At 71.3% G+C, this 26,937-nt stretch carries 32 protein-coding genes and 1 pseudogene; 13 read left to right on the top strand and 20 right to left on the bottom strand.

The window, feature by feature from the left end; all coding sequences use genetic code 11:
• The first annotated feature begins 99 nt into the window (after positions 1-99).
• Both EUA93_RS11035 and EUA93_RS11030 read left to right on the top strand, forming a co-directional pair.
• A complete protein-coding gene (locus EUA93_RS11035) occupies positions 100-1,035 on the top strand; it encodes an acyl-ACP desaturase (RefSeq protein WP_129400186.1) in 936 nt (311 codons plus the stop codon).
• A gap of 20 nt (positions 1,036-1,055) precedes the next feature.
• A complete protein-coding gene (locus tag EUA93_RS11030; RefSeq protein WP_129400185.1) occupies positions 1,056-1,445 on the top strand; it encodes a DUF2237 family protein in 390 nt (129 codons plus the stop codon).
• 15 nt (positions 1,446-1,460) lie between these two features.
• Here EUA93_RS11030 and EUA93_RS11025 read toward each other — a convergent pair whose 3' ends face one another.
• The 4 genes from EUA93_RS11025 to EUA93_RS11010 are packed head-to-tail and all read right to left on the bottom strand — an operon-like array spanning position 1,461 to position 4,465.
• Positions 1,461-2,132, bottom strand: coding sequence for an AIM24 family protein (locus EUA93_RS11025; protein ID WP_129400184.1), 672 nt, complete (start codon positions 2,130-2,132; stop codon positions 1,461-1,463).
• A 35-nt stretch (positions 2,133-2,167) separates the two neighbouring features.
• Positions 2,168-3,640 carry a cryptochrome/photolyase family protein gene (locus EUA93_RS11020; RefSeq protein WP_129400183.1) on the bottom strand — a complete coding sequence of 491 codons (1,473 nt, stop codon included), beginning with the start codon at positions 3,638-3,640 and terminating at the stop codon, positions 2,168-2,170.
• 10 nt (positions 3,641-3,650) lie between these two features.
• Positions 3,651-3,863: a hypervirulence associated TUDOR domain-containing protein gene (locus EUA93_RS11015; protein WP_129400182.1), complete on the bottom strand. Its 213-nt coding sequence runs from the start codon at positions 3,861-3,863 to the stop codon at positions 3,651-3,653.
• 41 nt (positions 3,864-3,904) lie between these two features.
• A complete protein-coding gene (locus EUA93_RS11010; RefSeq protein WP_129400181.1) occupies positions 3,905-4,465 on the bottom strand; it encodes a helix-turn-helix domain-containing protein in 561 nt (186 codons plus the stop codon).
• A 68-nt stretch (positions 4,466-4,533) separates the two neighbouring features.
• Here EUA93_RS11010 and EUA93_RS22035 point away from each other — a divergent pair, with 68 nt between their 5' ends.
• A complete protein-coding gene (locus tag EUA93_RS22035; RefSeq protein ID WP_129400180.1) occupies positions 4,534-6,102 on the top strand; it encodes a bifunctional NAD(P)/FAD-dependent oxidoreductase/class I SAM-dependent methyltransferase in 1,569 nt (522 codons plus the stop codon).
• Positions 6,103-6,136: 34 nt separating this feature from the next.
• Positions 6,137-6,622 carry a TspO/MBR family protein gene (locus EUA93_RS11000; RefSeq protein WP_129400179.1) on the top strand — a complete coding sequence of 162 codons (486 nt, stop codon included), beginning with the start codon at positions 6,137-6,139 and terminating at the stop codon, positions 6,620-6,622.
• Here EUA93_RS11000 and EUA93_RS10995 read toward each other — a convergent pair.
• Together EUA93_RS10995 and EUA93_RS10990 are read right to left on the bottom strand one after the other, a co-directional pair.
• On the bottom strand, positions 6,615-7,127 hold the full coding sequence (locus tag EUA93_RS10995; RefSeq protein ID WP_129400178.1) for a gluconokinase: 513 nt from the start codon (positions 7,125-7,127) through the stop codon (positions 6,615-6,617). The genes EUA93_RS11000 and EUA93_RS10995 overlap by 8 nt on opposite strands.
• Complete coding sequence (locus EUA93_RS10990; protein ID WP_242497436.1) at positions 7,124-8,491, bottom strand: GntP family permease; 1,368 nt, start codon at positions 8,489-8,491, stop codon at positions 7,124-7,126. The genes EUA93_RS10995 and EUA93_RS10990 overlap by 4 nt, the downstream gene beginning before the upstream one ends.
• A 171-nt stretch (positions 8,492-8,662) precedes the next feature.
• Between EUA93_RS10990 and EUA93_RS10985 the strand changes: the two genes are divergently transcribed.
• The 6 genes from EUA93_RS10985 (at position 8,663) to EUA93_RS10960 (ending at position 11,829) form a co-directional block, all read left to right on the top strand.
• Positions 8,663-8,980: a WXG100 family type VII secretion target gene (locus EUA93_RS10985; RefSeq protein ID WP_129400176.1), complete on the top strand. Its 318-nt coding sequence runs from the start codon at positions 8,663-8,665 to the stop codon at positions 8,978-8,980.
• A gap of 7 nt (positions 8,981-8,987) precedes the next feature.
• On the top strand, positions 8,988-9,287 hold the full coding sequence (locus tag EUA93_RS10980) for a WXG100 family type VII secretion target (RefSeq protein WP_129400175.1): 300 nt from the start codon (positions 8,988-8,990) through the stop codon (positions 9,285-9,287).
• A gap of 213 nt (positions 9,288-9,500) precedes the next feature.
• Positions 9,501-10,811 (top strand): RNase A-like domain-containing protein, encoded by a 1,311-nt coding sequence (locus EUA93_RS10975; protein ID WP_129400174.1) that lies wholly within the window; start codon positions 9,501-9,503, stop codon positions 10,809-10,811.
• 12 nt (positions 10,812-10,823) lie between these two features.
• A complete protein-coding gene (locus EUA93_RS10970; protein ID WP_275937873.1) occupies positions 10,824-11,114 on the top strand; it encodes a contact-dependent growth inhibition system immunity protein in 291 nt (96 codons plus the stop codon).
• Positions 11,111-11,458: a DUF7674 family protein gene (locus EUA93_RS10965; RefSeq protein ID WP_129400172.1), complete on the top strand. Its 348-nt coding sequence runs from the start codon at positions 11,111-11,113 to the stop codon at positions 11,456-11,458. The genes EUA93_RS10970 and EUA93_RS10965 overlap by 4 nt, the downstream gene beginning before the upstream one ends.
• On the top strand, positions 11,455-11,829 hold the full coding sequence (locus EUA93_RS10960; RefSeq protein WP_129400171.1) for a hypothetical protein: 375 nt from the start codon (positions 11,455-11,457) through the stop codon (positions 11,827-11,829). The genes EUA93_RS10965 and EUA93_RS10960 overlap by 4 nt, the downstream gene beginning before the upstream one ends.
• A gap of 74 nt (positions 11,830-11,903) precedes the next feature.
• Here the strand turns inward: EUA93_RS10960 and EUA93_RS10955 are convergent, their stop codons facing one another.
• The 3 genes from EUA93_RS10955 to EUA93_RS10945 are packed head-to-tail and all read right to left on the bottom strand — an operon-like array spanning position 11,904 to position 15,416.
• Entirely contained in the window at positions 11,904-13,445 is a 1,542-nt protein-coding gene (locus EUA93_RS10955) for an acyl-CoA synthetase (protein WP_129400170.1), read from the bottom strand.
• Positions 13,446-13,457: 12 nt separating this feature from the next.
• Positions 13,458-14,585 carry a DUF5938 domain-containing protein gene (locus EUA93_RS10950; RefSeq protein ID WP_129400169.1) on the bottom strand — a complete coding sequence of 376 codons (1,128 nt, stop codon included), beginning with the start codon at positions 14,583-14,585 and terminating at the stop codon, positions 13,458-13,460.
• Positions 14,586-14,624: 39 nt separating this feature from the next.
• Complete coding sequence (locus tag EUA93_RS10945) at positions 14,625-15,416, bottom strand: SDR family NAD(P)-dependent oxidoreductase (RefSeq protein WP_129400168.1); 792 nt, start codon at positions 15,414-15,416, stop codon at positions 14,625-14,627.
• 126 nt (positions 15,417-15,542) lie between these two features.
• On the opposite strand from EUA93_RS10945, the gene EUA93_RS10940 reads away from it, so the two are divergent.
• The gene (locus EUA93_RS10940) at positions 15,543-16,193 is read left to right on the top strand and encodes a TetR/AcrR family transcriptional regulator (protein ID WP_129400167.1); all 651 of its coding nucleotides are present in this window, start codon (positions 15,543-15,545) and stop codon (positions 16,191-16,193) included.
• A 104-nt stretch (positions 16,194-16,297) separates the two neighbouring features.
• Here EUA93_RS10940 and EUA93_RS10935 read toward each other — a convergent pair whose 3' ends face one another.
• The 9 genes and pseudogenes from EUA93_RS10935 to EUA93_RS10900 form a co-directional block, all read right to left on the bottom strand.
• Entirely contained in the window at positions 16,298-16,828 is a 531-nt protein-coding gene (locus EUA93_RS10935) for a Dps family protein (protein WP_129400166.1), read from the bottom strand.
• Between the two features lie 201 nt (positions 16,829-17,029).
• A complete protein-coding gene (locus EUA93_RS10930; RefSeq protein WP_129400165.1) occupies positions 17,030-18,214 on the bottom strand; it encodes a beta-1,3-glucanase family protein in 1,185 nt (394 codons plus the stop codon).
• 143 nt (positions 18,215-18,357) lie between these two features.
• Positions 18,358-18,579 (bottom strand): hypothetical protein, encoded by a 222-nt coding sequence (locus EUA93_RS10925; RefSeq protein WP_129400164.1) that lies wholly within the window; start codon positions 18,577-18,579, stop codon positions 18,358-18,360.
• The gene (locus EUA93_RS22030) at positions 18,576-18,965 is read right to left on the bottom strand and encodes an MOSC domain-containing protein (RefSeq protein ID WP_242497321.1); all 390 of its coding nucleotides are present in this window, start codon (positions 18,963-18,965) and stop codon (positions 18,576-18,578) included. Before EUA93_RS22030 ends, EUA93_RS10925 begins: the two co-directional genes overlap by 4 nt.
• A 206-nt stretch (positions 18,966-19,171) precedes the next feature.
• Positions 19,172-19,306: pseudogene (locus EUA93_RS22025) on the bottom strand (MOSC N-terminal beta barrel domain-containing protein); the annotation flags it as partial.
• 73 nt (positions 19,307-19,379) lie between these two features.
• On the bottom strand, positions 19,380-20,012 hold the full coding sequence (locus EUA93_RS10915; protein WP_129400163.1) for a PepSY domain-containing protein: 633 nt from the start codon (positions 20,010-20,012) through the stop codon (positions 19,380-19,382).
• Positions 20,013-20,134: 122 nt separating this feature from the next.
• Positions 20,135-20,635 (bottom strand): mycothiol transferase, encoded by a 501-nt coding sequence (locus EUA93_RS10910; protein ID WP_129400162.1) that lies wholly within the window; start codon positions 20,633-20,635, stop codon positions 20,135-20,137.
• Positions 20,636-20,642: 7 nt separating this feature from the next.
• On the bottom strand, positions 20,643-20,882 hold the full coding sequence (locus EUA93_RS10905) for a hypothetical protein (RefSeq protein ID WP_129400161.1): 240 nt from the start codon (positions 20,880-20,882) through the stop codon (positions 20,643-20,645).
• Between the two features lie 50 nt (positions 20,883-20,932).
• A complete protein-coding gene (locus EUA93_RS10900) occupies positions 20,933-22,060 on the bottom strand; it encodes a serine hydrolase domain-containing protein (RefSeq protein WP_129400160.1) in 1,128 nt (375 codons plus the stop codon).
• A gap of 67 nt (positions 22,061-22,127) precedes the next feature.
• On the opposite strand from EUA93_RS10900, the gene EUA93_RS10895 reads away from it, so the two are divergent.
• Positions 22,128-22,754: a nucleoside/nucleotide kinase family protein gene (locus tag EUA93_RS10895; RefSeq protein ID WP_242497320.1), complete on the top strand. Its 627-nt coding sequence runs from the start codon at positions 22,128-22,130 to the stop codon at positions 22,752-22,754.
• A 2-nt stretch (positions 22,755-22,756) separates the two neighbouring features.
• Here the strand turns inward: EUA93_RS10895 and EUA93_RS10890 are convergent, their stop codons facing one another.
• Positions 22,757-23,374: a VC0807 family protein gene (locus EUA93_RS10890; RefSeq protein ID WP_129400158.1), complete on the bottom strand. Its 618-nt coding sequence runs from the start codon at positions 23,372-23,374 to the stop codon at positions 22,757-22,759.
• Positions 23,371-23,958, bottom strand: a complete 588-nt coding sequence (locus EUA93_RS10885) for a TetR family transcriptional regulator (protein ID WP_129400157.1) — start codon at positions 23,956-23,958, stop codon at positions 23,371-23,373. Before EUA93_RS10885 ends, EUA93_RS10890 begins: the two co-directional genes overlap by 4 nt.
• Before the next feature lie 78 nt (positions 23,959-24,036).
• On the opposite strand from EUA93_RS10885, the gene EUA93_RS10880 reads away from it, so the two are divergent.
• Positions 24,037-26,835 carry a DEAD/DEAH box helicase family protein gene (locus EUA93_RS10880; protein ID WP_165355131.1) on the top strand — a complete coding sequence of 933 codons (2,799 nt, stop codon included), beginning with the start codon at positions 24,037-24,039 and terminating at the stop codon, positions 26,833-26,835.
• Positions 26,836-26,937: the final 102 nt, after the last annotated feature.

The raw sequence follows: 26,937 nt of genomic DNA, 5'->3' as shown, positions 1-26,937 counted from the left end.
CCGCACCTCTGGTCACCCGGAGCGTGCGGGTGTAGGCAGGGTCGGGAGGGCCGCCACCAGGCAGTGTCCTCCCGACCCTCCCCCACCCAGGAGATCGACGTGGCCGCTCTCGACACCACCCAGCTGCTGACCGAGCTCGAGCCGGTGGTGGAGGAGAACCTCAACCGTCACCTGGGCATCGCCGACGAGTGGATGCCGCACGAGTACGTCCCGTGGAGCCTCGGGCGCGACTTCGCCGACCTGGGCGGCGACCCGTGGGAGGTCGCCCAGTCGCAGCTGTCGCCGATCGCGCGCACGGCGCTCGAGGTCAACCTGCTGACCGAGGACAACCTCCCGAGCTACCACCGCGAGATCGACCGTGCGTTCGGCCGGGACAGCGCCTGGGGGACGTGGGTGAACCGCTGGACCGCCGAGGAGGGCCGGCACGCCTTCTGCATCCGCGACTACCTCCTGGTCACCCGCGGCGTCGACCCCGTCGAGCTGGAGCGGGCCCGGATGGAGACGATGGAGTCCGGCTACGAGGCGCTCGACAAGTCCCTGCTCAACGTCTGCGCCTACGTCTCGTTCCAGGAGCTCGCCACCCGCATCTCGCACCGCAACACCGGCCGCTACACCGCCGAGCCCATCGCCGAGAAGCTGCTGAGCCGGGTCGCCAAGGACGAGAACCTGCACATGATCTTCTACCGCAACCTCGTCGCCGCGGCCCTCCAGCTCGCGCCCAGCCAGACGATGCGCGCGATCACCGAGGAGGTCGTCGACTTCCAGATGCCGGGCAGCGTGATCCCCGGCTTCTCACGCAAGGCCGTGCAGATGGCGAAGGCCGGGATCTACGACCTGCGCATCCACCACGACGACATCGTCACCCCGCTGCTGCGCCAGTGGGGCGTCTGGGACCTCGAGGACCTCGACGAGGACGGCGAGAAGGCGCGCGAGGAGCTCGCCGCCGCGGTGTCGGCCCTCGACGTCGAGGCCACCCGCTTCGTGGAGCGCCGCGCGGAGGCCGAGGCGAAGCGGGCGGCGCGCCAGTCGTCCTGACCACCGGGCATGCTCCTCCCATGAGCGAGCGCAACGTCCTCGGTGGCGAGCTGGACCCGTGCGGGACCGACCCGGTGACGGGCTACCACCGCGACGGCACGTGCACCGTCGGCCCGCGCGACGTCGGTCTCCATGCGATCTGCGCGGTGATGACCGAGGAGTTCCTCGCCCACCAGAAGGCGGTCGGCAACGACCTGTCGACCCCGCGCCCGGAGTGGAGCTTCCCCGGCCTGGTGCCGGGCGACCGCTGGTGCGTCGTCGCGACGCGCTGGCTCGATGCGTACGCCGACGGCCTCGCCGCCCCGGTCGTCCTGGCCGCGACCTCCGAGCGCGCGCTCGACGTCGTACCGCTCGAGGTGCTCCGGGCACACTCCGTCGACGTGCCGCCCGACCTCAGCGCGATGGAGTGAGACCGCTCGACCGGGTCAGTGGCTGTGCGGCGGGAGGACGGGGCCCTCGGACGGCTGGACGACGACGAAGCCCGGCCCCTGGAAGGCGTACTGGAACGCCTCGCCCGTGCCGCCACGCAGCATCGAGCGCATGTTCATCGAGCTGACCACCTGGGGCACCAGGTTGGCCGACCAGCACACGGCGGCGTTCATGTCGACGTAGGTCGGCGGGCCGGAGCAGTCGAGGATCAGGGGCTGGCCGTCGCTGGTCAGCGCGACGGTGCCGTGGCCCTGGATGAGGGTGTTGAACATCCCGCCGGTCATCATCCCGGCGCCCTTGACCCGGTGGACGTCGTAGTCGAGCGTCGCGTCCATCGCGAGCAGGGACGTCCCGTTGACCGACAGCCCGTCGCCCTCGAGGCCGACCAGGAAGATGTCCTTGGCGGTGTCGGCGAAGAAGACCTCGCCCTGGCCAGACACCGTCATCAGCGGCGTGTCCTCCGACGTCACGAGACGACGCATCATCTTGCCGACCGAGCCGGCCGACTTGTGCTCGAAGCTGACCTGGCCCTGGAAGGCGACCATCGAGCCCTTCGCCGCGAGCACCGGCTCGCCGAGCACCGTCCGCAACGTCTTGCGGTGGTGCAGGCTCCACCTCTCGGTGGTCGTGTTCTCCTGGTTGGCCTGGTCGAAGAGCTCGCTGCGCATGACAGCATCCTCACCAGATCCGGGCGCCCCAAACCTCAGGGCGCGCGGTTGCCCCGCCGCTCCTCCTGCTCGACGAGCCCGTCGAGGTCCTTGAGCCGGTCGAGACCGTTCACCGCACGCGACATCCGGTGGTTGCCGGCGAACGTCTCGCGGTGCCGGTCGAGGAACCACCAGTAGCCCGCGGTGAACGGGCACGCGTCCTCCCCCACCCGCACCTTGGGGTCGAAGCGGCACGAGCCGCAGTGGTCCGACATCTTGTTGATGTAGGCGCCGCCCGAGGTGTAGGGCTTGGTCATCATCGTGCCGCCGTCGGCGTGCTGGGACATGCCGACGACGTTCGGCACCATCACCCAGTCGTAGCCGTCGACGAAGGCGCGGTGGAACCAGTCGGTGACCTGCCGCGGCGACCAGCCGCGCTGGAGGGCGTAGGACCCCAGCACCATCAGCCGCGGGATGTGGTGCACCCAGCCGTGCTCGGCGACCTGGTCGAGGGTGTGCGAGAGGCAGTGGGCGTCGGTCGCGGCGGCGTCGAGCTCGGCGAACCACTGCGGCAGCCGTTCGGTCGCGCGCAGCTGGTTCTCGCCGCGGTAGGCGTCGCCCTGGTGCCAGTAGGTGTGCCAGACGTAGTCGCGCCACCCGAGGACCTGCCGGACGAAGCCCTCGACGCTGGCGATCGGCGCGCTCCCGGAGCGGTACGCCGTCTCGGCGCGCTCGACGACCTCGAGCGGGTCGAGCAGGCCGAGGTTCATCGGCGCGCTGACCAGGCTGTGGGCCATCCACGGGTCGCCCTCGAGGATCGCGTCCTCGTGGGCGCCGAACTCGGGCAACCGGTGCTCGACGAAGTGGTCGAGGGCGGCCAGCGCCTCGCGCCGGGTGGCGGGGAAGAGGCGGTCGCCGTCCCGCCCCAGGAAGGCGACCTGGCCGTCGCGCTCCCACCGGTCGAGGTCGTCGCGCACCTCGCCGTCGATGTCGTCCTCGGTCGGCCACCACGGCTCGGTCACACCGAGGGTCGTGGCCCCGCGGGGCGGCGGCTCGCGGTTGTCGTGGTCGAAGTTCCACCGACCGCCGGCCGGCTCGCCTCCATCGACCAGCACGCCGTGCGCGAGACGGGCACGCCGGTAGAAGTCCTCCATCAGCAGCCGCCTGCTCCCCCGCGCACCGGCCCAGCGCTCGAAGTCCTCGCGCGCGGTCGCGAAGCCGCGGGGCGGCAGGACGGTCACGTCGAGCCGCTCGACCAGTCCGAGGGCGGCGTAGGACGTCGGGTGCACGACCTCGACGTCGTCGAGCTCGCCCACCACCTCGGCGTACGTCTCCGACTGCACGTAGGTCATCCGGTTGCCGAAGTCGGCGGCGCGGTGGCGCATCGCGCTGAGCACGAGGTGCGCCTTGGCCCGGTGGAAGCGGCGCCGCCTCAGCACCGCCAGCGACTCGACCATCAGCAGCGGCCCGCGGTGGTCGTCGGTGAAGTGCGGTCCGAGCTGGTCGCCGAAGAGCCAGCGCGTGGTCATGCGGGTGACCCTAGGCCCGCTCGACCTCGCTCTGGAGCTTGAGCACGGTCGTGCCGTCGTCCTGCTCGATGACGTAGGCCGGGTCGTCGTCGCTGCCGTGCCGGGTGACCTTCTCGCCCTTGGTCGTGCGGGAGACGTCGCCGTGGTGCACCTCCGCGACCGTGCCCTCGGCCCACGAGGAGCCCCACTTCCACTTCACCGTGGTGCCGGTCCGGATCGCCATGCGACCCACCGTGCCACGACCGTCGCGGCGACGCGCCACCCCTAGGAGCGCACGTGCATCCGCTCACCTTGTGGGCCGAAGATCGCCAGCACCTCGGTGACGGTCGGCCCGGGGTTGCCGAGCCAGTGCGGTGTGCGGGTGTCGAACTCCACGACCTCGCCCGGTCCCAGCGTCATGTCGCGGGTGCCGAGGAGCAGGCGCACCCGGCCGCTCAGGACGTAGAGCCACTCGTAGCCCTCGTGGGTCCGCAGGGCCGGAGAGGGCTCGTCCTCGACCGGCATCAGGATCTTGTAGGACTGCAGGCCTCCCGGACGCCGGGTGAGCGAGATGAAGGTGCGCCCGTGGCGCACCACCGGCTTCGAGCGGATCCGCGGATCGCCCGTCTCCGGTGCGTCGACGAGCTCGTCGAGGGCGACGCGGTGGGCGCGCGCCAGGGGCAGGAGCAGCTCGAGGGTCGGCTTGCGCTGCCCGGCCTCGAGCCGCGACAGGGTGCTCACGGAGATGCCGGTCTCCTCGGCCAGGTCGCCGAGGGTGGCCTCGCGCTCGAGCCGCAGCTGGCGCAGCCGCGGGCCGACCCCGCGGAGCACGTCGTCGTCGTCCATGCCGAGCAGTTTGCCATTACAGCAAGAATGTTTGTCAATATCGCGAAGCGGTGTGCATCATCGTCAGCATGAGTGACGACATGACTTTCGACGTGGTGGTGGTCGGCGGCGGCGCAGCCGGCCTGAGCGGTGCGATGGCCCTGGGCCGATCGAGGCGATCGGTGCTGGTGATCGACGCCGGCGAGCCCCGCAACGCGCCCGCCGGCCACGCCCACAACTACCTCGGCCGCGAAGGCGTCAACCCGCTCGAGCTCCTCGAGATCGGCCGCACCGAGGTGGCGCAGTACGGCGTCGAGGTGCTCGCGGACCGGGTCGTCGGCCTGTCCGGCGAGGCCGGCGCCTTCCTCGTCACCACCGAGGGCGGCCGCCGGGTGACCGCACGCCGCATCCTCGTCGCCGGTGGCGTCACCGACGAGCTGCCCGACGTGCCGGGCCTCGCCGAGCGCTGGGGTGTCGACGTCCTGCACTGCCCCTACTGCCACGGCTGGGAGGTGCGCGACCAGCGGCTCGTCGTCCTCGGCACCTCGCCGATGGCCGGCCACCAGGGCCTGCTCTTCCGCCAGCTGTCCGACGACGTGACCCTGGTCGTCTTCGACGGCGTCGAGCTGCCCGACGAGGAGCTCGAGAAGATGGGTGCCATCGGTGTGACGATCGTGCACGGCACACCGCAGGAGGTCGTCACCGACGGCGACTCCCTGGTCGGCCTGCGGCTGGCCGACGGCTCGGTGCTCGAGCGCGACGCGATCGTCGTGGCGTCGAAGGTGCACGCGAAGGCCGACTTCCTCGCGCCGATCGGCGTCGAGACGGCGCCCTTCGAGATGAACGGCATCCCGTTCGGCACGGTCGTCCCGGTCGAGCCGACCGGCGCCACCTCCGTCCCCGGCATCTTCGCCGCCGGCAACATCACCGACGTGTCCATGATCCTGGTCGCCTCGGCCGCGCACGGCACCCGCGTCGGCGCCTGGATCAACGCCGAGCTCGCCGGCGAGGAGGCGGCTGCTGCGGTCGCCCGGAAGCGCGACGACTTCTTCGAGCGACCCGCGTGGGAGGAGCGCTACAGCGGCGACAAGGTCTGGAGCGGCAAGGTGAACGCCCAGCTCGCCGCCGAGGCGGCCGACCTGGCCCCGGGCCGCGCGCTCGACGTCGGGTGCGGCGAGGGCGGCGACGTCCTGTGGCTGGCCGAGCGGGGCTGGGAGGTCACCGCGTCCGACTTCGCCGAGGCGGCCCTCGCCCGCGTCGGCGAGCACGCCGCGGAGGCCGGGCTCGGCGACCGCGTCGAGACCCGCCTGGTCGACGTACGCACCTTCGATCCCGCCGGCGAGACCTGGGACCTGGTCACCGCCCACTTCGTGCACCTGCCCGACGGCGGCATGGTGGACGTCGTACGACGACTCGCCTCCGCGGTCGCACCGGGTGGCACGCTGCTCGTGGTCGGGCACGCGCCCGACGACGTCCACACCGGCCTCCGGCGTGGGCACCACTCGTTCATGCACACCGCCGACCAGCTGCTGCCGGCGGTCCCCGAGGACTTCGTCGTCGAGGTGTGCGAGTCCCGCCCCCGCACGCAGAAGCACCCGGAGACCGGCGAGGACATCGAGATCGCCGACGCGACCCTCCGAGTCCGCCGCCAGGGGTGAACCGTCGTCACCAGCGGGTGGGCAGGATGGTGACGTGAGCACGCACGCGTCCGCCGTCCCGCCCGTCCGCCAGTGGTGGACGCTCGCCCCGTTCCTCGTCGCGGTCATCGCGGTCGCCGGCATCGGCGGTCTCGCCGCGGCGTCCGCGCGGTCGACGTACGACGCTCTGGAGCTGCCTCCGTTCGCGCCGCCCGGGTGGCTGTTCGGGCCGGTGTGGTCGGTGCTCTACCTCTTCATCGGCGTCGCCGGGTGGCTGCTGTGGCGATCCCGTGGGTGGGACGGCGTGCTCTGGCTGTGGGTCGGGCAGCTGGTGCTCAACCTCGCGTGGACGCCGCTCTTCTTCTCCGCGGACCGCTACGTGCTCGCCCTCGTCGACATCGTGGCGCTCGACCTCGCGGTGGCCGCCCTCGTGGTGCTCGCCCGGCGGACGTCACGGGTCGCGGCGTGGCTGCTGGTGCCCTACCTCGCGTGGGTGCTGTTCGCGACGGCGCTGAACATCGGCATCGTCGTCCTCAACTGAGGCCGAGCCGGCCCAGCACCATTGCGGCGATCCGGTCGACGGGCAGCGCCGGGTCGACGTCCATCCCCTCCTCGTCCGCCTGGAGCGGCTCGAGGGTGTCGAGCTGCGACTCCAGCAGGCTCGGCGGCATGAAGTGCTGGCGCGCCTCCATCCTCTGCAGGAGCAGCCCCTTGTCGCCGGTGCAGTGCACGAAGAAGGTGCCTTCGCCGCCCCGGCGCAGCACGTCGCGGTAGGAGCGGCGCAGGGCGCTGCAGGTGATGATCGTCGGATCACCCTGCTGGTCGCGCTCGGCGGTCCAGTCCGCCAGAGATCCGAGCCAGCCCCAGCGGTCGTCGTCGGTGAGCGCGATGCCCTGGCGCATCTTCTCGACGTTGGCGGGCGGGTGGAAGTCGTCGCCCTCGGCCATCTCCCAGCCGAGTCGGTCGCGCACGGCCAGGGCGACGGTGGACTTCCCCGAACCGGAGACGCCCATGAAGACGAGGTGGAGCGGGCCCTCCCCCGTCATCCGACGGCCCAGACCCCGAGCGCGAGCACGAAGATCGACAGGCCGAGCGTGGTCTCCAGCACGGTCCACGTGCGCAGCGTGGTCTTCACGTCCATGCCGAAGAAGCGGCTCACCAGCCAGAAGCCCGAGTCGTTGACGTGCGACAGCACGGTGGCCCCGGCCGCGATCGCGAGCACCAGCGCGACGAGCTGGAGCGAGGACGGGTCGGCGTCGGCGACACCGGCCGAGATCAGGCCGGCCGTCGTCGTGAGCGCCACGGTCGCCGACCCCTGCGCCACGCGCAGGATGGTCGCGATCACGAAGGCCGAGACGATGAGCGGGAGGCCCAGGTCGGCGAGCGAGTCGGACAGCGCGGCACCGATGCCGCTGTAGCGCAGCACCCCGCCGAACATGCCGCCGGCACCGGTGATGAGGATGATCGCGCAGATCGGGCCGAGCGCGTCGTTGAGCAGGGTCTCCACCTCCTCGCGCGAGTGCCGCCGGATGGCGAGGGTGTACGTCGCGACGAGCAGGGCGATCAGCAGGGCGACCGGGGTCTGCCCGAGGAAGACCAGCGCGTCGACGAACCCGCCCTCCTCGCTGATCGAGCCGTTGGTGCGCAGGGTCGTGAACACGGTGTTGAGGCCGATGAGCACGAGCGGGAGCAGCAGGATCCCCAGCACGTGGGCGAACGCCGGCGGGTGCTCGGTGTCGGAGTCGCGGCCGCCGGTGAGCACGGAGTCGTCGATCGGGACGTGCACCTTGCCGAGCCACGCGGTGGTGACGACGTAGACGCCGACGATCCACGCGACCACGGCGATCACCACGCCGACGAGGAGCGTGAGGCCGATGCTGGCGCCCAGCTCGGTCGCGGCGGTGACCGGACCGGGGTGCGGCGGCACGATCGCGTGCATCGCCGCGAACGCACCGGCCGCGGGCAGGGCGTACATCAGCACGGAGCCGCCGAAGCGCCTGGCCACCGAGAAGATGATCGGCAGGAAGACCACGAGCCCGGCGTCGAAGAAGATCGGCAGGCCGAAGAGCAGGGCCGCGACGCCGAGCGCCAGGGGTGCGCGCTTCTCGCCGAACCTGCTGACGAGCGTGTCGGCGAGCACCTGGGCGCCGCCGGTCACCTCCAGCAGCCGACCGATCATCACGCCGAGGCCGACGAGCAGCGCCACTTGTCCGAGCGTGCTGCCGAACGCGGCGATGGCGATGGTCGGCACGTCGGCCACCGGCACACCGGCGGCGACGGCCGTGCCGAGGCTCACCAGCACGAGCGCGACGAACGCGTGCATCCGCAGGACGATGATCAGGACGAGCAGCAGGGCGACGGCCGCGGCGGCGATGAGCAGCAGGGTGCTCGAGCCGTAGACCGGGGTCATGGTGTCCACAGGAGAACCTCCGTGATGGGGTGCCCACACCCTAGGCTCTGAGTCGGACAGGCCGTCGCGCTGACCCCTGCGGGTGGGCCCAGCGAAAGGGCCCGTCTCGGTTGTCCACAGATCGTGTCAAGGGTCTGTTGTCAGGCCGTCTGCGCGGGCGATGGTCTAGACATGATCGTCTCCGGGAAGCTCGCCCTCGACCGCAACGCCCACGTCATGGCATCGGACACCCTGTCCTCGCGACTGGCGGACATCGAGGCACGCCGGAGAGCCGCCGAGTCCAGCGTGGGCTCCCTGCTCGCGTCGTGGCGCGGCGACGCGTCCTCGCACTTCAGCACGCGCTGGCAGGAGTGGGACGACGCCGCCAACGAGGTGATCGACTCCCTGTCCGCCCTGCTCGGCGCCCTCGACCTGGCTCGCGACGAGCTCGTCGACCTCGACGAGAGCATCGTCGTCCTCCCGCGCCAGCTCGGCCGCCGGCTCGGGTGAGCCCGGCATGACCGCCTACGACGTCGACCTCGACGAGCTGCGCGGCGCGGTCCGCGAGCTGGCGTCCTGCCACCGCGACCTGCTCGCCCTGGCCGCCGAGGTCGACCGGACACAGGCCGGCCTCGGCGACCACTGGCTGGGCGTGGCCGCCAACGCCGAGCGGTCGGCCTACGACACCTGGCGCGCGCACCGCGACGAGATGGTCACGGCCCTGTCGGCCCTGCGCGCGATCGCCGATGCGGCCGACGGCCACTACTCGCGTGCGGTCGCGGCGAACCTCGCGCGCTGGCGCCTCGTGGGCGCCTGACACCAGCTCCACGACGTGCGACGACCCGGCGGTCCTGACCGCCGGGTCGTCGCACGTCCTGCACTTCCCCGGGCCGGTTGTCCACAGATCGCTCGACGTGGGTGGTGGCACCGCCCCTCAGCCGCTGAGGGTGGAGGGGTGCGGATCAGTGTGGAGTGCGGAGGGTTCACGAGGGCGGCCGATGCCTGCCTGACGGCGAACCAGACATCGGCGGTGCTCACCCAGTCGCTCGGCGGGCGGCTGGGGGCGTACGCCGGCATGGCCGGCAACGACGCCACCTCGGCGTCCTTCGCAAGGGCGTACGACGCCGGTGCACCGGCCGCGCTCGCCGCACTGACCGACCTCACGCACGCGTTCATCGGGGCCGGCCGGCTGCTGGCGGCGACGGGCTCGGAGCACGCGAGGGCCGAGGCAGCGGCGGCCTTCACCGTGTCGGCGTACAACGGCGGGGCGCTGGACGACTCCTTCGTCCGCATCCGCCCGCCCCTGCCGCCCTCCAGCCTCGGAGCGCAGGAGGTCTCGCTCGGCCGGGTCGACGCGTGGATCCTCGACCAGGTCGAAGGGTTCGTCTGGCCCGGCGGCGACGTGCCGGCACTGCGGTCCGCCGCCACCGACTGGCGCCGCGCGGCGTCGTCCGCCGACGGCCTGGCTGACCAGGTCGACATCGCCGTCGCGTTCCTCGAGCCGCAACGCTCGCCCGAGGTCCCGGTCGCCACCGACGCCCTGGGCGAGCTGCGGTCCGTCGTCCTCGACACGGCCTGGCAGCTGACTTCGATCGCCACCGCGTGCGACGACTACGCCGACGCGATCGAGGACACCCGCGAGCGCACCCGTGCGCTGCTCGAGGAGATCGGGAAGATGGTCGTCGAGGGCGTCGCCATCTCGGCCTTCGTCACGGCCGTGTCCGGTGGCCTCGGCGGCGGCGCCTCCGCCGCAGCGGTGGTGGAGAAGATCCGCGAGAAGCTCCCCCGCTTCGTCGCCCTCCTCACCGCCCTCCGCGCCTCCGTCGCCACCGCCGCCGCCCGCCTCGAGCGCGTGCTCGACGACCTCGCCGACCTCCGCGCCCGCATCGGCGGGTGGCTCAGGGTGCCGGCGCGGGATGAGCGCGGTGAGCTGAAGAATCCGCTCGGGTGGTTCGCACGTGATCGCAAGCCCGGCTGGCTGAATGACCACGAAGTGCCGCCCGGGCACACGATGAAGGAGCATGTCGGCAAGACGACGGACGAGCTGGCGGAACGTCTCACCGACCATCCAAAACTTCCTCAGGCCTCGACCTTCGCCGACCAAGCGACCGCAGAGCGACTGATAGAGGCGGTGCTCGAGCGCCGTGTCGAAGACATCGACCAGTGGATCGCAGCGGGTGCTACCGGGCGCCTCACACTCGTCGAGGAAATGGGCGAGGTCACAGGTACGTCAGTGCTGCGAGACGGAACGGTGACGCACCCGACCGGCATGAGGGTGGTGCTCGTCCCCGACCAAGAAGCTTCGACTGGTTGGCGCATACTGACGTCCTTCCCGGACTGATCGAAGGAAGAAATGGAAGCTCTTGAGTACCTGATGTCCGCCTACTTCCACCAAGACTGGATCCTCGACGGTGGCGAATCCTCCGACACCGTGAGGGCATTCCTGGCCGCCGAGAAGTCGCAGCTGGTGATCGATTGTGCGCAGGAGATCGACGATCTTCTGGGCGAGAAGCTGGCTGAGGGGGAGATCGAGCGACGACTCACATCGTGGGGCGCCCAGTACCGAGCAGGCGACACCGATGCCGACTACCGCTCGTGGCTCATTGAGATTCGGGACCAGATCCGAGCGAGCGCTTCATCGTGACCGTCGAGGCCGACCTCACCAACAGGCTCGTCTCCGAAGCGTCGGAGCTGAAGCTCCTGCTCGATGCGCACCTCGAGGATCAGGAGGGCGAGATCCTGCCTTATCTGTTCATGGGCGACGTCGCGTCCTGGCTCGACGAGCAGAGCCGGAAGCAACCCGAGCGCGCATCGGCGATCGCGAGGTGGCTCGAGGGTGAGTTTGCCGAAGGCGACTTCGACGTCCGCAACCTCATCGACGTAGGAATTGTCGAGATGCTGCCCGCACTCCCCGATGGCGCGCCGGTGCTCGATCTGCTCGGCCCCGAGCTCCGCGCCCGCGCCGAGGTCGCGGGACTGATGTCGTGAGGGCAGGAACGAACCAGTTCTCAGATCCTCAGCCCACCTCACGGGCGGGCCTGGCCGAATCGATCGAGGCGGATGATCCCGACCTGATCAGCGAACGGCTGATCGCTCTGTCGTTGACGGACGTCGACCCCGACTGGCTCACCGGCCGATCGATCGAGCTCGCATCCCACCGATCACCTCAGGTGAGACGCGCCGCGGTCGTTGCTCTCGGACACATCGCGCGCGTCCATCGCGCGATCGATGCCGACGTCGTCCTTCCGCACCTCCGTGCGATGAGCGACGACCCCGAGCTGGCAGGCGCTGCCGCCGACGCACTCGATGACATCGAGATGTTCGCTGGCGACGTTCACGACCGGGGAACCGACGGGTAGGCGTTCCGACGTACTTGGAGCCCGAAGGATCCCCACGCACTGGACGGGTGCCGACCGCGCGACGAGACCCGGAACTACGAGGCCAACGACGACTTGATCTCCGTCTTCAGCACCTTGCCCACCTTCGAGCGAGGCAGGTCGTCCCAGACGTGGACCTCCTTGGGCGCCTTGACCGAGCCGATGCGCGCCTTCACGAAGGCGGTGAGCTCGGCTGGGTCGACCGACGCGGAGGCATGGGGTTGCACGACGACCACTACCCGCTCGCCCCACTTCTCGTCAGGCAGGCCGATGACCGCGCAGTCCTGGACCGCCTCGTGGGCCAGCACCGCCTGCTCGACCTCGGTCGAGTACACGTTGAAGCCGCCGGTGATGATCATGTCCTTGGCCCGGTCGACGATGTGGAGGAACCCCTCCTCGTCGAGGAACCCGATGTCGCCGGTGTGCAGCCACCCGTTGGCCAACGTCGAGGCCGTCTCGTCGGGGTTCCTCCAGTAGCCCGCCATCACCAGCGACGAGCGGGCACAGATCTCGCCCCGCTCCCCCGGCGGCACCGGTCGATCCGAGGAGTCGAGGATCGCGACCGTCACGAGGGGTGACGGGCGGCCGGCGGAGGTGAGGCGGGACGTGGCCACGGACCCGTCCGGGTTGAAGTGGTCGGCCGGCGGCATCATCGAGATCATCATCGGCGCCTCGGTCTGCCCGAAGAGCTGCGCCATCACCGGGCCGATCCGGGTCAGCGCCTCCTCGAGCCGCGACGCCGACATCGGCGCAGCGCCGTACCAGAAGCACTGGAGGCTCGACAGGTCCGTGCTCTCCAGCGCCGGACTGCTGAGCACCATGTAGATCAGCGTCGGCGGCAGGAACGTGTGGGTCACCCGGTGCGCGGCGACCAGGCCGAGGAAGGCGCCGACGTCCGGCGAGCGCATGATCACGACCTCCCCGCCGAGCGACAGCACCGGGAAGCACAGCACCCCGGCGGCGTGGGTGAGCGGCGCGAGCGCGAGGTAGACCGGCGGACCGTCGAAGGGATAGCCCATCAAGGTCAGCGCGGTCATCGTCTCGAGGTTGGTCGGCGTGAGCATCACGCCCTTGGGCCGGCCGGTCGTGCCGCCGGTGCCGACGAGCATCGCGAGCTCGTCGGCACCGGGGCGCTCGGGAAGGGCGGGCACCGCAGTGGGGTCACCGAGCGCCACGAACTGGTCGAACGCCAGCGAACCGTCGTCGACCCCGTCGAGGCAGACCCAGGTATGGACGCCCGGCAGGGCATCGCGGATCGCGGCCACGAGCGAGGAGAAGCCGGACTGGTAGACAACCACCTCGGCGCCGAAGAGCTCGAGCAGCTCCTGGTTCTCCGCGGCCTCGTTGCGCGGGTTGACCGGGCACCACACGCCTCCTGCGCGGCTGATCCCGAAGACGCACGTGAACGCCACCGGGTCGTTGGCCGACAGGATCGCGACCCGACCACCTGTGCCGAGGCCCCGCGCCACCAACGCGGCCGCGACGTCCCGCGACAGCCTCACCACGTCGGCGTACGACATCGAGGTGCCGTCGGTGGTGAGGCACGGGCGGTCAGCGCCGAGGCTGGCGCCCTTGTCGAGGTAGTCGTGCAGCCGCATGGGGGTACGCCGTCAGTCCTGCGTGGTCAGCACCGGCGACGACACCAGGCCGAACGACCGCAGCACACCGAGCAGCTCGTGGTGCCCGAACGCCTGGCAGCCCGACGCGAAGCCGACCCGCCTGGGCGGCTGCTGCAGCAGCGAGTAGGCGGCGTACGCCTGCATCAGTCCGGTCTGCTTGTAGTTGCTGTTCCCGTGGATGACGCAGTGCGCGCGGCCGAGCGGACCCGAGGCGTGGACCGAGTCGAGGGACTTGTTGACGCGCGGGTTCTCGCGCGGCGGCATCTGGTCCATCACCTGGCGCGCCGTCGCCGTCAGTGCAGCGGCCCGGTCGTCGGCGTTCATGTCCTTCGTGGCCTCGAGGGCACCCGCGACGATCTGCGGCACGCCGTTCATCAGAGCGGCGTTGAAGACACCGCCCTGCGCCTTGCAGTTGGCCACGCGGGGGTCTCGCTTGAACCACACCGGGTGCGAGGTGCCACCCCAGGGCAGGGACTGCGCCAGCTCGTGCTGACCGGGGACCACGAGCGGCACCAGCCCCTGCGCGGGGTCGAAGGGGACGTACGCGTTCTGCTCCAGGAAGTGCGCGGCGGACGAGGCGGCGTTAACGAGGATCGTCTCGGTCGAGGCGATCGTCGGGGAACCGCCCCAGAAGACGGCGATGTCGAGGGTGTCGAGGCCGGGCTTCTCGAGGCAGAGCTGCGCGGCGATCTCACCGGTGGTGTACATCTGCGCGATGCCGGGTGAGAGCAGCAACCCGGCCTCGGCGTACTGCTCGCCCCAGTTGGCGTCGCAGTCGAGCAGCCAGTCCTGCTCGCCGGTGGTGTCGGTGTAGTGCACGCCGGCCTTCAGCGCGGCCTCGACGACGGTGGGCCCGAGCGTGCTGAACGGGCCGACCGTGTTGCACACGACCGAGGCGCCGTCGAACAGCTCGGCCAGGCTCTCGACGTCGTGGTCGACGGTCCTGATCTCGTAGTCGGCGGTCTCGATGCCGGCGACGTTGGTCGACATCGAGGACTCGAGCTTCTCCTGGCTCCGGCCTGCCGCGACGAACGGCACGTTGTACTCGCGGAGGTACTCGCAGATCAGGCGGCCGGTGTAGCCGGACGCTCCGTAGACGACGACCTTCTTCTCACTCATGGCGATCTCCTCTGGTCTCTGGTGTCTCGTTGGTCCCGATCACATGCCCATGCCGCCGTCGACGGGCAGCCCTGCCCCGTTGACGAAGCGGGACTGGTCGGAGGCGAGGAACACCACGGCGTCGGCCATGTCCTCGACCTCGCCGAGTCGGCCGGACGGGGTCAGCTCGACGACCGCGCCGATGGCCGCCTCGACGCTGGGGTAGAGGCCGAGCTCGGCCATGTCGTTGGCGAGGCCGGCGCCCATCGCGGTCGGAACGAGCCCGGGGTAGACGCAGTTGACGCGGACGCCGTAGCCGAGCTTGCCCGACTCCATCGCGGCCACGCGGGTCATCCGGTCGACCGCGGACTTGGTGCCGGAGTAGATCGCGATCGCCGGGAAGGCGATGGTCGCGGCGACCGAGGCAATGTTGATGATCGAGCCGCCCTTGCCGGCCGCGCCGCCCGGGCGCATCGTGCGGAGCCCGTGCTTGAGGCCGAGCGCCGTGCCGAGGATGTTGACGTCGAGCATCCTGCGGATGTCGTCGGTCTGCACCTCGGTGATGAGACTGCTGATCTCGACGCCGGCGTTGTTGACCAGTACGTCGAGCCCGCCGAGCTGCTCGACGCACCCTGCCGTGGCCGCCTCCCAGCCGGCGTCGTCCGTCACGTCGAGGCGCGTGAACCCGTGGCCGTCGCCCAGGCTGGCGGCGGTGTCGGCACCCGCCTCGTTGACGTCGGCGATCATCACCTTCGCACCGGCCGCGGCCAGCGCGCGGGCCATGCCCTCGCCCAGTCCCTGGGCCCCTCCCGTCACCAGTGCGACGCGGCCGGTCAGGTCGATTCCAGTCATCCGGGGCTCCTCGAAGGTGGTCGGGCGATGTGTGGTGACCATCACAGTGACCCCGAATCTTGACGACTGTCAAGGAAATCTTTGGACACATGTCAAGAAAAGTCCGAGGGGCGTAGGATCATCGACATGGCCCCCACTCCTGCACCCGCTGTCGCCGACCCGGTGGCCTCCGCAGCGGCGCGCGTGAGCAAGCACGACAACCGGCGCGACCAGCTCGCGGAGTCGGCCCTCGTCACGCTCGGCAAGCTGGGCTACGCCAAGACCTCGCTGCGCGAGATCGCCCAGCACTCACCGTTCTCCCACGGGGTCGTGCACTACTACTTCGCCGACAAGCAGGAGCTGATCACCTACTGCGTGCGCTACTACAAGCGCACCTGCGTGACGCGCTACGACGAGATCGTGGAGACCTCGACGTCCGCGGCCGAGCTCCAGTCGCGCTTCGCCGCCAAGCTCGCCGAGACCATCCGCGAGGAGGGTCCGATGCACCAGCTCTGGTACGACCTGCGCAACCAGTCGATGTTCGAGCCGGCCCTCCGCGAGGTCGTGCTCGACATCGACGGCCAGCTCGAGGCGATGATCTGGCGCGTGGTGTCGAAGTACGCCGAGCTGGCGGACCAGGAGCCCGCCCTCGACCCGTCGACGACCTACGGCATGCTCGACGGGCTCTTCGTCCAGACGCTCCTGTCCTGGGCCACCGGCCCCGAGGACCACCGCGAGCACGCGCTGTCGATCCTCAGCGGGCGTGTCGACTCGCTCCTGCCGTCACTCCTGGCCTGACGGCGATTCCGGCGAGCAGCCGGGAGCATGCGAAAGGGCCGGTCCCGAAGGACCGGCCCTGTTCACGTGGGTCGAGCGTGGTGGCGTACGCCGCTCACTCGCTCTCACTCGCTCCAGGAGCGCGGGAGGCTGCTGTTGGCGATGCGGTTCTCCGCGTCGATCATCCAGGCGAGCTGCTCGATGCGCTCGAGGATGGTGTGGATCAGGTCGGCGGAGGTCGGGTCCTCGGAGTCGACCTCGTCGTGGATGCGCCGGCCCGTGCCGGCGACGGCGTACAGCGCGGCGACGATGAGGTTCACGCAGTCGCCCGTGTTGACCTCGTCGGCCGGGAACTCCGCGAGCGAGGACTGCTCGGCGACGGACTTCGCGCGGGCGTCGGGCGTGACGTAGACGGCGCGCATCCGCTCGGCGACGTCGTCGGAGAAGGCACGGGCGGCGTCGACGACCTCGTCGAGGACGAGGTGCATGTCGCGGAAGTTCTTGCCGACGACGTTCCAGTGGGCCTGCTTGCCCTGGAGGTGCAGGTCGGTCAGGTCGACGAGCAGCGCCTGGAGGTGGCCGGCGAGGCGCTCCGAGGCCTGGAAGGCGGGGTGCGCGGTGTGGGCCGTGGCGCTGGGGGTGGCGGTCTGGGTCATGGCTCTCCCTCGAGATCTGGGTCGGATCGGTGTGCTGACACCTACCTAACCGCCTTTTCTTGAACGATTCCAGTAAGGCGAGGCTGGCCTGAGCGTCCTCCGTCCCGCGCTGTAACGCCGGGTTCGTGGCTGTACCCACCCTGCTGCAGAGGGGTGGGTACAGCACGTAACCCGGCGTTACAGCGGTGCTGAGAGCCCGAATCAGAACGGGTTCAGCGTGATCCCGGCCTGGCGCGGGTCGCCGCTGTGCACCAGCGACTCCTGGGCCTGGACGTCGTCGAAGGCGAACCCGTAGGCCCGGCCGTCGACCATGTTCTGGTGGATCAGGCGCGAGTAGTGGTTGGTGATCGCACCCTGGTAGAAGTCCGACGCCGTGCCGCTGGGCTGGGTGTCGAGGCGGCCGAGCGTCGAGCGGTGCAGGGCCGCGCACAGCGTGCGGGCGATCGGGCCGACGACCTGGTCGTTGGGCGCGCCGAGGTTGCCGTCGCAGCCCCAGACGTTGCTGGTCGAGGGCTTCTGGAACGACGCGACCTGGGCGCCGGTGGTGTCGGTGAAGCTCATCGTGCTGCCGGAGGTGGTGCCGAAGAACTTCACGTCCGGGCGGTCACCGAACGGCTGCACGGTGAGCGTCCTGCTGGAGTACGCACCCCAGGCCTCGTCGATGTAGGGGGCGAGGTAGTCCGGGTCGAACGACCCCGAGTCCGCACCCTTGCCGGGGGCGAGCACGCGCAGCACGGTGCCGTCGCCGCGGGTGCGGATGAGGCCGTCCCAGCCGCCCTGGTCGCGCAGGCCGTTGATGACGGCGTCGCGGCCGCCGGCCTTGAGCCTGCCGGTCTCGAGGAAGTTGCCGTTGGCCTCGGTCACCGAGACGGCGTGCGGCACGGCGAACATGTCGACCTGCGAGCTGTTCAGCCAGAGCCCGGCGTCGTTGTAGGTGAACTCGCTCCAGTCGAACAGGATGTTCTCGGACGAGTCGCCCGGCGCCCACGGGGCGGGCTGCACGAGGCCGTCCGGGGTGAGCGAGAACGGCAGCTTCTCGCCGAAGGACATGTAGAGGCGACCCGAGAAGCCGCGAGGCACGTTGACGGTCGTGCTCGACCCGGAGCCGCCCATCTGGATCGACACGTCGGGCGCGGGGCTCGGCGGGTTGGTGCCGCCGGACCACGCGGTGAACGTGCCGTCCTGGCTGACGTAGCCGAGGCGGCCGGAGTTGAGGTCGACACCCACGACGTAGAGGAAGACGTCCTCCCCGCGCTGCGAGTTGTTGGTGATGTCGAAAGGCAGCCGGTCAGGACCGGCGGCGGTCGCCGGGGCGACCGGACTGGCCAGGGTGAAGCCGATCGCGAGGGCGACCAGCAGTCCGAGGAGCGCACGGAGGGAGCGCATGATGGAACCTCTTTCCCGAGAGATTGTGACGCCCATCACGCTATGAGAGCGCTTCCACCGCTGTCCAGCAGCTCACTCGGTCATGCTCCTCTGGTCATGCGGACCACTGCCGGAAGTGGTCCGGTCGGGTCGCGCCACTGACCTCAGAGGTGGTGGAGCTTGGCGTACGGCGGGCGGATGCGCACCGACTGCGCGCCGCAGTCGACGGTGACCGCGTGGCTGTCGACCTGGGTCACCCGGCCGAGTCCGTAGAGGTCGTGGGTGACCCGGTCACCCACCTCGAAGACCTCGATGTCGGGCTCGACAGCAGGCTTGAACGGACTGCTCGAGAGGTGCTTCGGCCGTGAGCCGCGCGAAGTGGTCATTTGCTTCGAGTATGCGCCCTACCAGCCAGAATGGCACCGTTCCGCACGATCCCGGGCCGCACCACGTCGGCGTACACGCCCAGGAAGGGCTCGCCCGCGCGGTTGGTCGGACGGCTCCGGACCAGCGCCGTGAGCAGCCGTGCGTCCCGCTCGCCGGTCACGGGGTGGTGGTCGATGACCGCGCACCGCGGCACCGGTCCCCCGATCCGGACGATCGCGCCGCCGACGCCCACCTCCGCGCCGAGCCACGAGTCCTCCACCCACGGCTCGTCGGTCTCGACCACGAGGTTTGCCCGGAACCGGGCCGAATCCACTGGTCCACCGACCTCCTCGGCGAGTGCGGCGAGCGAGGCGGTGCCGACGATCGTGACCGGTGCGGCGAACACGACGCCGCCACGAGGGGCCTCGGCCAGACGTACGTCGTTGCCGAGCAGGTCGCCCAGCAGCGCGGCGTGCGGACCCTCAGTGGGGCCAAGGGCACGGCCCTCCCCCAGTAGTCGCAGGTGACCGTCCGGCCGGTCGGCACCGGCTCGGCGGCGACCGACTCCCCGGACGGCAGCTCGAGCGAGAGGACCTCGCCGTCGTGCCGCGCGACGACGCTGATCAGTGACGGGTGCTGGACGGTGCGCAGCACCCGCCCGGCGCGTACGTCGACCACGCACCAGCGCCGGTCACCGACCGGGCCGTGCTCGTCGAGCTCCACGCGCTCGTGGGCGAGGTGCCGCATGCCCTTGACCGGCGAGTGGCCCGCTTCGCGGACGAGGAGCTCGGCGGGCATGCGGCCAGTCTCGCAGGCACGATCAGTCGTCGAGCTCGACCCGCAGCACCTCGCCGGTCTCGGCGTCGACGTCGACCGTGGTCTCGTCGGCGGTGTCCTCGTTGAGCTGGACCTCCCACACGGCGGTGCCGTTGTCGTCGGACAGGTCGACGCCGGTGACCGTGCCCTGGACCTCGCCCGCCGCGGCCTCGATCGCCGCCGCGTAGTCGAGCGAGGCACCGAGGAGCATCTCGCGCTCGGCCGCGTCGTCGGCGTCTTCGTCGGTGTCGGCGACCGGCCCGCGGGTGACCTCGGTGGCGTCGGCGCTGAGCTCGACGTCGTTCTCCACCCCGTCGGCGGTCACGATCGTGACGTCCCAGCCCTGACCGTCGTGGTCGACGGTGAAGACGGTGCCGTCGACCTCGCCGAGGGCGGTCCGGGCGGCGGTCTCCACGTCACCCTCGATCGTGGTGGTGCCTGCGCCGTCCGTCGTGCCGCTGTCGTCGGTCGTGCTGTTGTCGTCGGTCGTGCTGTTGTCGGTGGTCGACGTCTCGGAGGACGTGGTCGCGGGGGCGTCGTCGCTGTCGTCGTCCCCGCCGCAGGCGACCAGCCCGAGGGCGAGGGGCGCGAGGACGGCGGCGGTCGCGAGGCGGGTGCGGCGGCTGATGGTGTTCATCGTGGTTGCTCCTGTGGTCGACTTCTCGTGCGTACGACGACCACCGTGCCGGGAGGCGGGATAAGGCCGCTTCCCCCGCTCCTCAACGTGCGGTTAAGGCCTGTCCGTCGCCGAAGCAGACGTCAGGAGCCGAGGAGGCCCTTCACGTAGGCGGCCTGCCCGAGGTGCTGGAGGCAGTCGGACTGGATGCTGACCAGACGTGCTCCGGCGGTGACCGGTGGGTCCCATCGCTCGTCCACGACACGCTCGAGCTCGTCCTCGTCGACTCCCTCGAGGTAGCGCGCGGTCGCGAGGGTGACCTCGTGGTGGTACTCGGCCAGCAGGGCCGGGTCCTCGATGCGCAGGGCGTCGACCTGCTCACTGGTGTGGCCGTATCCGATGTCGTCGGTGCCGTTCGGAAGGCCGAAGCGCTCCTGGAACCTCTCCCACACCTGCTGCTCCCCCGCGAGGTCGGCGACGTGGTCGTCCTGCACCCGCGCGAGGTGCCAGAGCAGCCAGCCGACGGGGTTGCCGGTGCCGCCCGGTCGATCGTGGAGGGTGGCGTCGTCGAGACCGTCGACGAGGCCGGCGTACAGCTCGGTGATGCGGCCGAAGCCCTCGGTCAGCAGTCCACGGACGTCCATGACGACCTCACTCCACCGGGGTCGCCGCGCGGACCTGCGGCGCCTGCGACTGCTCGTCCTTCATGCCGTCGATCGCGGCGAGGACGCGCGCCCGCTCGTCGTCGTCGAGCGAGACCTGGGCCTTCGCGAGCCCCTCGTCGAGCTGCTGGGCGATGGTGTCGTCCTCCGCGCTGTACTGGTAGGAGCTCACCTCGTCGACCACGCGCTGGGCTGCCTCGACCGCTGCCTGCTGCTCTTCGTCCGTCATGCGATCCACGGTAGCCACGGCACCCGGCGACACCACGCCCGTCGGGGTGGCTAGCTCGCGGCGTAGGTCCAGAACGCCTCCATCACCGCGGTCGACTCCGGGCTGCCGAGCTCGACCTGGGTGAGGAGCACGTTGACCGAGCCGTGGCTCGGGATGACGTACGCCGACGTGCCGGTGCCGCCGACCCAGCCGTAGCGGCCGACGACGTTCCACGGCTCGCGGACCGAGGTGTCGACACCGCCGCCGTAGGCCCAGCCCTGGCCGTCGAGGAAGAACCCGCCCATCTCGCGGAGCTCCGGCGTCGTGTGGTCGGTCGTCATCTGACGGACAGATTCCGGCGCGAGCAGCCCACCGCCCCCAGCGAGCAGCATCCGGCCGAAGGCGAGCATGTCGTCGACGGTCGTGACGATGCCGCCGGCACCCGACGCGAACGGCGGCGGCTCGGCGAACGACCCGTCGGGCTCGTCGCTGACGGTCAGCTCGCCCCGGTCGTCGTGGCCGTGGAGGGTGGTGAACCGGTCCCGCTTGTCGGCCGGGACGTGGAAGCCGGAGTCGACCATGCCGAGCGGTTCGAGGATCCGCTCGGCCATGAGGGTCGCCAGGTCCTGGCCGGACGCCCGCGCGAGCAGCACGCCGAGCAGGTCGTAGGAGGCGTTGTAGGTCCAGCCGTCGCCGGGCTGGTGGATGAGGGGGATGCCCGAGAGGCGACGCACCCACTCGTCGGGCGCAGGCACCTTGTCGAGCTCCATCGACGCCTGGCCGAGCTGCTCGATCAGCGCCGGGACGACCGGGGTCTCAACCGTCGCGAAGCCGTGCCCGGAGGTGCTCGCGAGGACATGACGTCCGGTGATCGGGCGCTCCGCCGGCACGGTGTCGTCGAGCTCGCTGGTCGGCGTCCGCAGCACCCGGGGGTCGGCCAGCTCGGGCAGGAGGCCGGCGACCGGGTCGTCGAGGTCGAGCCTGCCGTCCTCGACGAGCATCATCGTCAGGGCGGCCATGAGCGGCTTCGTGATGGAGGCTCCCCGGGCGATCGACCCGCGCTGCATCGGCGTACCGCTCGTGCCCTGGCTGCCCAGCGCGACGACCTCGACGTCGTCGCCGCGCGCGACGAGCGCGACCAGTCCGGGGATCGCACCGGCGTCGACGTGGGGGCGGAGGACTGCCTCGAGACCGGCCATGCCCGCGACGCTACGCCTAGAGTCGCGCCATGGGACCCCTCGCTGCCGGCCCGGTTCTGCGCACCCGGTGACCCCCTCGCTCGACGAGCTCGCCGCGCGCGCCACCGACCTGCTCGCCCGGCCCGGGCGCGTCGTCCTCGGCATCACCGGGCCGCCCGGTGCAGGGAAGTCGACGCTGACCGCGTCGCTCCTGGCCGAGCTGGGGCCTGACGTCGCGCACCTGCCGATGGACGGCTTCCACCTGGACGACGTGCAGCTCGACCGGCTCGGGCGCCGCGACCGCAAGGGCGCGCCGGACACCTTCGACGTCGACGGCTACGTCTCCGCACTGTCCCGGCTGCACGCCTCGCCGGACCAGACGCTGCTCGCGCCCGGCTTCGAGCGCGGGCTCGAGCAACCGCTCGCCGCGGCCATCGCGATCGAGCCGTCCGCACGGCTGGTGGTGACGGAAGGCAACTACCTGCTGCTGCCCGGTGGCGGGTGGGAGCGCGTACGTCCCCTGCTGGCCGAGGTCTGGTACGTCGACGTGGACGACGACCTGCGCCTGGCTCGGTTGATCGCGCGGCACGAGCAGTTCGGCAAGTCGCCTGCCGAGGCGCGGGAGTGGGTGCTGCGCAGCGACGAGGCCAACGCCCGGCTCGTCGCCGCCACCCGCGACGCCGCCGACCTCGTGGTCGACCTCGACCGGTCCTGAGGTCAGGACGCGGCCCGTCGTCGCCCCCGGATCGCGCCGGCACGGACGTAGACGACTGTCGTGACGACGTTGAGCACGACCAGCGTGACGACGTACAGCGCGAGGTTCAGACCGGGCACGACGTCGGCGGGAAGCGTGTACGCCAGCACGACCCGCGCGACCGCGTCGAGCAGCGTGCCGGCCGCCCACCACGCCGACGAGGTGCGCCACATCCGGCGGAACCACGCGTCCTCTCGCCAGCGACGCTCCCAGTCACCGACCCAGCCACCGCGGCCCTCGATCATCGGCTTCGCGAACTGGTAGGCCAGCGGACGCTCGGCCCAGCGGAGGCTGGCGAGGAACCAGAAGCCGACGCCGCCGGTGACCAGGGCGTCCTTGGCGAGCAGGAACCGCTCGTCGCCGGGCAGCAGCGCGACGGCGAAGCTCGCGAACAGCAGCACGGTGAAGAACGCCTCGAGCCCGCCGGGCCGCTGCCCGCGCAGCAGCGAGACGCACGCCGGCAGCAGCGACACCACGGCGCCGACGACCAGCGCGGCGTACACGCTGACGCCGAGGTGGCGCAGCAGGTAGTAGAGCGCGGTGGATCCGGCGATGCCGATCACCGGCCGCAGGAGGGTCACGCCTCGGCCCTCGTCGCGCGGTCGAACAGCTCGACCAGCTCGGCGGCGTACGCCGTGCAGTCGAGGTCGGGCTCGGCCTGCAACCGGAACGGAACGACCTCGACGGCGCGCTGCACGGTCGTCGCCATCACGCTGACGTCGAAGGCCCGCATCTCGCCCGACTCCTGCCCGTCGCGCAGGATCCGCTCGAGGTGGCCGAGGTCGCTGGGCTCCTGCGTCGTCGCCCCGCCGGCACCGGCCATCGCCACCTGGAGCAGCGCCGACATCGGTGCTCGGTGGACGTCGGCGTACGACACGACGCCCTCGACGTACGCCGCGAGCCGGCCGCGCGCGGTCGACGCGGCCGCCACCCGTGCGCCGACGTGCGCCCCGATCCCCGCGACGACGTGCTGGACCAGTGCTGCGACGAGCTCGCCCTTGCCGGCGAAGTGATAGCTGATCAACCGGGTGCTGGACAGGCCGCCGCGCTCGGCGATGCGCGCGAAGGTGGCGCGCGCGAAGCCCTCCTCGGCGACCACGGCGATGGTCGCCTCGAGGATCTGCGCCCGTCGTGCTTCGGCGGTGACCGACCGTGTTACCTGCATGAGTAAACTCTACGTCGGACGGGTAACAGGCGCCAGACGTGCGACGATTCCGCCGGCACACCGGGGCGAGGAGGACAGGTGACGGTCAGCGGTCCGCCGCCCCTGCGCATCCACCAGCGCGAGGCCCTGGAGTCGCTCGCGCGGGCGTGGGACGGGTCCGATCGCCCGCGCGCCTGGGTCGTGCTGCCCCCGGGTGCGGGGAAGACCCGCGTCGGTCTCGAGGCCGTCGCCGACCGACTCCGGGCCGATCCCGCCGTGAAGGCCGTCGTGCTCGCCCCCAACACCGCGATCCAGTCCCAGTGGATCGCCGAGGCACGCGTCATGGGTCTCGACGCGAGTGACGACCGGTCGCTGGCCGCCGCCCTGACCTGCCTGACCTACCAGTCCCTCGCGGTCTTCGACTCCGAAGCGACCGACGCCGCGGTCACGGTTGTCGACCGACTCCATCCCAACGGCGTGGCGCTCTTCGACCGGATCCGCACGGAGCCCGACCTGGTGCTGGTCCTCGACGAGTGCCACCACCTGCTCGAGGTGTGGGGCCGGCTGCTGGCGGAGCTGCTCGAGGCGGTGTCGACCGCGCATGTCCTCGCCCTGACTGCCACCCCGCCCGAGAGCCTCACCGCCGAGCAGCGCGCCCTCGTCGACGAGCTGTTCGGGAGCATCCGCTACCGCGTGTCGGTGCCGGCGGTCGTCAAGGAGGGCCACCTCGCGCCCTTCGACGAGCTGGTCTGGCTGACCACGCCCACCCCGACCGAGGAGGACTGGCTCACCGGCGAGGCGCTCCGCTTCACCGAGCTCACCACCCTGCTCACCACGCCGGGCTTCGGGTCGGTCGGGTTCTACGAGTGGCTCACGGCGCGGTACGTCGACCCGGTGCCCGCCACGACCACGTGGGCGGCGCTCGCCGAGCGGGAGCCCGACCTCTGCGACGCGGCGCTGCGGATGCACCACGCAGGCCTGCTCGGGCTGCCCGTCGGCGCACGCTTGCGCGAGGAGCACCGCCACCCACCGTCCGCCGAGGACTGGGTCGGCCTCCTCGGCGACTGGCTGCTCCACCACGTCGCCGTCTCCTCCGACGTGCGGGACGCGGAGGTGCTGGCGACGGTGAAGGCAGCGCTGCCGTCGGTCGGCTACGCGTGGACCCGCCGGGGCGTACGTCGAGGGAGGTCCACCGTCGACCGGGTGCTGGCCCGGTCCTACGCCAAGCCGGGCGCGGCCGCCCAGATCATCGCGGCCGAGCATGCCGCGATCGGCGTACGAGCCCGGGTGCTGGTGCTGTGCGACCACGAGCGCGCGTCGGCGACGGTTCCGGTCACGCTCGACGGTGTCCAGGACGCCGAGGCCGGTTCGGCGGTGGCCGCACTCGAGGCGCTCCTCGCTGCGCCGGACACCGCGGTGCTCCAGCCGATGCTGGTCACCGGGTCCGTCGTCGCCGCCTCCGAGTCCACGCTGCGCGACCTCGTCGCCTTCGTCGCGACCCGCGACCCCCAGCTGGCCGGTCGGCTCGTCGTGTCGAGCGAGGGTGTCGTGGCGACGTGCACGGCGGGGTGGACCTCGCGGACCTGGGTCGGCCACGTCACCGCCTTCTTCGAGTCCGGCGGGACGCAGGTCCTCGTCGGCACCCGCGGGCTCCTCGGCGAGGGCTGGAACGCACGCGGCGTCTCCACCCTCATCGACCTCACCACCGCCACGACGCTGACGGCGGTCGTCCAGACCCGGGGACGGGCGCTGCGCACCGACCCGACCTGGCCGGAGAAGGTCGCCACCAACTGGACGGTCGTGTGCGTGTCGGAGGCGCACCCGAAGGGCGACAACGACTGGTTCCGACTGGTCCGCAAGCACCAGGGGTTCCACGGCGTCGACGCCGACGGGGACATCGTCGACGGGGTCGCCCACATCGACGCGTCCTTCTCCCCCTTCGCACCGCCGCCGGTCGCTTCGTTCGACGGCTACAACGCGCGGATGCTGGTCGCCGCGGCTGACCGCGACGCGATCCGCGACCTCTGGAGGGTGGGTGAGCCGTACCAGGACGTCACCCTGGCGTCGCTGCGCGTCCGGCGCTCTGCCGGCACCTCCCTCGCGCCTCCCGACCGCGTCGTGGTGCTCACGCCGGTCGCCCCCACGTGGCGCCTGACGTCGGACGGTCTGTCGACCGAGGCCGCGGTGCCGGACACCAGCTGGCGTACGCCGCTGTCGCTCGCCGCTGGCACAGCCGGCGTCGGCGGTGTCGCCGCCGTGCTCCCGGGCGTCGGGCAGTTGGTGGCCGCTGGCGCGCTCGGCGTCCTGGCCGCCGGCGGTGCCGTCATCAGCGGGCATCGGAACGCGGAGGTGCTCACGGCGTGGGTGCACTCGCAGCTCGCCCTGACCACCGGGGTACCCCCGCTCGAGGCGGTCGCCGCCGCCGTCGCGGACGCGCTCCTCGCCGCCGGACTGACGGGTGTGGGGGCGTCGGCCCTCGCCGCCGACGTCCACCCGGGCGGGGAGTACCGCTTCCGGCTCGTCGGTTCCGAAGCCGATGCCGAGGTGTTCGCCGCTGCCTTCGACGAGGCCATCGCCCCGGTCGGCGCGCCGCGCTACCTCGTGTCCCGCTGGACCTCGGCCCAGCTGAGGGACCCGGGCCGCCGGATCCGCACACGAGCCGGTGCCCGATCCGCCCTGGCCGCTGCCGCCCCGTCAGGTGAGGCGTGGCACCCCGTCCCCACTGTGCTCGGGCGCAACGCCACCAGCGCCGGTCACTACCTCGCGACCTGGCGCACCTGGGTCGGCGACGGCCGGCTGCTGGCGACGGCTCGGCCCGAGGGGGCCGGCATCCTGACTGCGGTGTCGGGCGAGGACCCGTTCGCCGCGACCACGGTCATGCGCCGCCAGTGGTCCTGACCGAGTGCAAGAACCGGTGCACGGCTCGCGACCCGCGCCCGTCCCTGCACGAAGGCTTTCGTGCAGCCGCGGCCGGGTCCACCCCGGGCACGCGAGAGCTTG

It is taken from the genome of Nocardioides oleivorans (assembly GCF_004137255.1).
GTDB lineage: Bacteria > Actinomycetota > Actinomycetes > Propionibacteriales > Nocardioidaceae > Nocardioides > Nocardioides oleivorans.
The sequence above is the reverse complement of the archived record's forward strand: the minus strand, read 5'-3'. Positions and strand labels throughout refer to the sequence as shown.